At 41.3% G+C, this 4,845-nt stretch carries 5 protein-coding genes; all 5 read right to left on the bottom strand.

The window, feature by feature from the left end; all coding sequences use genetic code 11:
• Positions 1 to 1,038 (bottom strand): lipid IV(A) 3-deoxy-D-manno-octulosonic acid transferase (gene waaA / locus B9J84_RS01100; RefSeq protein WP_094123331.1); only part of this gene is annotated, 1,038 nt, incomplete at its 3' end.
• A gap of 11 nt (positions 1,039 to 1,049) precedes the next feature.
• Complete coding sequence (locus B9J84_RS01095; protein WP_013855739.1) at positions 1,050 to 1,832, bottom strand: glycosyltransferase family 32 protein; 783 nt, start codon at positions 1,830 to 1,832, stop codon at positions 1,050 to 1,052.
• Complete coding sequence (locus B9J84_RS01090) at positions 1,829 to 2,866, bottom strand: glycosyltransferase family 9 protein (protein ID WP_179217490.1); 1,038 nt, start codon at positions 2,864 to 2,866, stop codon at positions 1,829 to 1,831. Before B9J84_RS01090 ends, B9J84_RS01095 begins: the two co-directional genes overlap by 4 nt.
• Positions 2,867 to 2,871: 5 nt before the next feature.
• Positions 2,872 to 3,900: a lipopolysaccharide heptosyltransferase II gene (waaF, locus tag B9J84_RS01085; protein ID WP_179217489.1), complete on the bottom strand. Its 1,029-nt coding sequence runs from the start codon at positions 3,898 to 3,900 to the stop codon at positions 2,872 to 2,874.
• A gap of 22 nt (positions 3,901 to 3,922) precedes the next feature.
• A partial coding sequence (locus tag B9J84_RS01080; protein WP_094123329.1) for an O-antigen ligase occupies positions 3,923 to 4,845 on the bottom strand: 923 nt, incomplete at its 5' end.

The following is a 4,845-nucleotide window of genomic DNA, read 5'->3' as shown; positions in this document are numbered from 1 at the left end:
ACCAAGAGCTGCCGGCTCAAGCATATTATGCCCTCCAACTTTGCCTCCTAGCAAGCTTCCGCCCATAAAACAAATGTCAGCAGCTCCCATTAGTACTAGCATTTCTCCCATTGTGTCACCTAGGTACACCTGCACTTCTGGATCAAGTTCAGCCTTTGTTTCAGTTCGTCGCACACTAATAAATTGTGTTTTACACAACTCAAAAACAGCATTAAATCGCTCTGGATGGCGTGGGACAAGAATAAGCAATGCGTTAGGGTGCTCTTTAAGTACTTCAGCATGGGCTGCTAATACCTGTTCATCCTCACCTTGATGGGTGCTTGCCGCAATCCAAACTGGACGATTTCTCCCCAGATTAGATCTTAACTGCTGGCCTTTTTGTATGGTTGTTTGGTCTATATCGATATCAAACTTAATTGAGCCAGTGACGAAAATTTTTTCTTTTGCCACACCCAATCGAATAAAGCGCTGTGCATCGTCGGGATATTGACATAGTACTCGAGTTAAATTTTTCGCTAGCATGTTAAATATTGGCTGAACTTTTGCGTACCGCTGGCATGAACGCTCAGATAAACGAGCATTAATAACAGTGATAGGAATACCCGATCTTGCGACAGTATGTAGCGTATTCGGCCATAATTCCGTTTCCATGATCAGCATCTGGCTCGGTTTTATACGCTTGATGAAAGCGTGCACGGCAAAAGAGAAGTCAAATGGCATATAGCGATGTTCGGCAATGCCTTGTAATTTAGCCGCTTGTTCTGCACCAGTAGCCGTTGTGGTGGTAATAACAATCGGCTGATCAGGATATTGTGATTTGAGTTTTTTTATCAGTGGAGAAACGGAAAGTGTTTCTCCAACCGATACCGCATGGATCCAAATCGGTGATTTATTAGTTTCAAGTGGCGGTGTGAAACCAAAATGTTCTTTCCAGCGAGCACCCACGGATGGCTTGCCATCTCGTTTTCTGTACAGACTCCACATCAAAAATGGAGAAACAATAGTGAGTAGGAGCGTATACAGCCAACGAATGAGCACAATGACCTCGTTTACTTCTTGATTAGATCTTCAGGTTTCTGGTGAGTCCATTTACCACGAGGCTTGTCTAAATATTGAAAATACTCATTGGTAAATGTGCCTTGGATACAAACATGACGGCGACGACGATATTGAATGGATTCATCTTTTAAAACATCATTGAATACCGCAGGCCCTGTTGTCCCGTAAACTCCTTTTTTAACATCATAGTTCTGGATGTTATACACAATCGTATCCATCACTTTCTGGAAATGAGGGTTTTGTGGCGATGTCGCTAAAAAATAATTAGTAATTTCGGTCCCATTTTTGATCTTGATATATAACGCGTCATTGATACCTTTTAGTAGTCGACTAAGCGGCCAAACCAATGTGGCATCAATATCCATATAGACACCGCCTTGTTGATATAAAGTTGTCACACGCCATAAATCGGCTTGAGCAGCACCATCGGTCAGCTTCATATACGCATCATAAATTTCTTGTGATGCATTTTCGCGTAAATATTCTTCTCGTGCTTCGGTGCTGACATAGCGATAATCGTAGCTTAGTGACATTAGACGATTGAATAGATAATTCAAATAGATAGGCAGACTACTACGGTTTGAATAGTTGGTTTGCCAAATAACTTTAGGTATACCGCTGCTATTTTTTGTTTGAATTTTGGCTGGAGAATATTCAGGAATAGTGAATCGTACTTTAGGAAAAACAAAGTGGAATGGGTATGAAAGCACTTTAAAAATATTACCAATCAACTTGATGGTGCGGTTTGCAACCATAATAGGGAAGTTATTCATACTGTCTCTTTATTTTGTTCTAATGCAGTAGCCATCTCTGCAATAATTTGTTCGTTACTAGGAATCTCACCGTTCGCATTCATGACAATGCGGTGATCACCTTCTAATGGAGTGTATCTAAATGGCACGGTTGAGTAGAAAATACCAACGGTCGGTGTATGAGTTGACACCGCAATATTTCTCACTCCCGTATCAGGAGCCACCACTAAGCGCGCCTTGGCAATGTATTCGACTAGTTCATCTAATGACAGACAAGGCTGAATCGTGAAATTATGGTTAACTTCCAAATGACGAAGAAAATCACCTTTTTCAAAATCATTTTTTCCTTCTAGATAGACATGTTGATGGTTTGGAAAAGTTGTAATTGCGAGCTCAATGAAACTCTTCATTTGTTCTTGAGTCAGAATTTTTGATTGAGTTGATGCGCCATTAAAATAGAGAATGTTAGGTTTGCTTTGCTCTTTATCGTAGAGTTCCAGGTGACTTGGGTACCCAAAATTTAATGGTCTTTGTGGGTTATGTCCGAGCATTTTCAGCATATCGAGCATGCATTCAAGCTCTGGCTGAAAATCAGATCGAAATACCGCAATATTGTACAAGCTTCCACATAAATAAGGTTTGTATGGGAAACCAAATTTCAGCTTGGCTTTGCTGAGCAACGTCATCCAGTAAGAGCGGCTGGTACCTGCGACATCAAAGATGATGTCTTGCTCTTCTAATTGCGTAAATTGCTGGATCTTCTGCTTCCAGTTCAGTTCATGTTTGCGGTGTCGACCAATCATAAAAATGGTTTCATCAGCGAGATCTGAAGGTGCTCCATACTGATAGCTAGAGTCTCCAACTAACGTGATTTTCGCGTTAGGAAAAAATTTTCTCGCTTCAATAAGAAAGGGGCGAACAATGACCTGATCACCTAATGCAGCGTGACGAAAAATCGCGATCTTTTTCACTTTCTCGGGTGAAAACTCATGAGTTAAGTATTTTTTTGCTTGCTTGGATGCATAAGCACCACGTTCAAACCAAAGATGTTGCATCAAGTTTATCCAATAAATTTGTTTACGGCAGCCATTACCAAGTTTGGTGATAGCTTGTTCAAACAGTCAAGGTGCTTAAGTGGACACTCGCGTTTAAAGCAAGGGCGGCATTCTATGTCAGTGTGTATAATTTCGACATTATCTGCCAATGGTGGTGTGTATTTTGGTGAGCTTGAGCCATATATTGCAACAATATTACACCCAACGGCGGCTGATACATGCATTAGCCCTGAGTCGTTGCAGACGACAGTATGGCAAGCTGCAAGCAAATCAACTGCCTCAATTAAGGATGTCTCACCGGCTAGATCAAAGCACGAATTTTGTAATTCCTTCGGAAGCGCATTGCGGATAGCGCTTGTTACCACTTTATCTTTGGCTGAACCGAATAACCAAATTTGCTGGCCTTTTTCAATCAAAGCGTTCGCAACTTCAGCATAGTATTTATCTGGCCATCTTTTAGCCGGGCCAAATTCTGCTCCTGGGCATAAACCGATAATCGGTTTTAGGGTCGATAAGCCTAATCTTGACATTGCATACTGTTGAGCTTTGCTATCGATTAATAGAGAAGGGCGAGGGCAGGTTTCTAGCTGAACTTTACTAAGCATGCTTTCCTTAGAATAAGCAAGAGCAACATAACGCTCCACCATAAACTGAAAAACTTTGCGATTTGGGCGAAGATCATTGAGCAAACCATAACGAAATTCACCTTTCCAGCCAGTACGAGATGGAATGCCAGCAAACAGAGGAATTAAAGCTGATTTGGCCGAGTTAGGTAAAACGTATGCGTGCGTATAGCCATTGCGCTTTAATTCTTTAGCCAGTGCCCAACGGCCAGCAAGGTTGAATGCGCCGTGCCCTATTGGCATTTCAATCGCACAGTTGATCTCTGGCATTCGTTCTAAAATCGGTTTACACCACGCTGGAGCGAGAACATCAATCGTCGCTACGGGATAGTTTTGCTTCAATGTGGTGTAGAGGCTTTGCGACATTACCATGTCGCCAACCCAAGAAGGGCCGATAATCAGAATCTTCATGTCCTGCTGCTCATCAGTTTGGCTATTGAACGGCATTGTACTTTTCTATACGAATAAGAGCAAAGAAGGTTGCAAGCATAAAGCCATAGAATGCGCTGATTAAGTTAGCTTGTAATGGTGCTTCTGTTAAGCAAAAGAGCATAAATCCAGCGACAAATACCGCACCTGTGTAACCCCAGAGGCTATTGGTTTTGCTGTAGTGTTGAGTAAAGACCGCAAAAGGTACTACAAGCATCATAATAATGGCAACTATACCCAATATTCCATTACTCGCCAGCATTTCGAAATATTGGCTATGGGCATGGCCGCGATTAAGATCCCGCGTATATTCATTCACTTTGCCTTCAGCATAAAGCTGCTTATTGAGTGATTCCCGTTCATTATAAGGCAAACCAATAAATGGGCTGTGTTTAAATGCTTCAGTTGCAGCCCTCCATAAGAAGAGGCGAGTACCTATTGATTCAGCTGCTTTTACATCCCCAGAGAAAACATGGGATACTTCATTACTTGTAAAATCGATTCGTTGTTTTACTGTATCGGAATACCAGTAAGCGCCCAAAGACAGTACGATAAATCCTACAATTAAAGCTGATGTTAAATTTAATTTTAATTTTAATTTCTTCCAATTTAGTACGGCACACAATATTAGAAGTAGTGGAATAGCAAATATGGCACCACGAGTTAAAGTTAATACTGTTGAAATAATGGATGCTATAAATGCGATCAATAACAAGTGTTTATATTTAGATTTTATACTTAAGCACAGGGCGAGAAAAGCCAATGAACAGGCTAAATAACTAAAGTTGATACTAAAGAGAAAACCGTCGACACGGGGCATCTGGAGTATAACGAACTGGTAAAGAGCAAGAACCAGCGCACCAAAAGAACCAACTATGACGCCAATAGATAACCATTCATAGGCTTGTGCCGAGTGTAGGATGAAAG

The organism is Vibrio sp. V03_P4A6T147 (assembly GCF_002241085.1).
In the GTDB taxonomy this organism is placed as follows: Bacteria; Pseudomonadota; Gammaproteobacteria; order Enterobacterales; family Vibrionaceae; genus Vibrio; species Vibrio anguillarum.
This window is presented reverse-complemented; position numbering and strand designations above follow the sequence as displayed.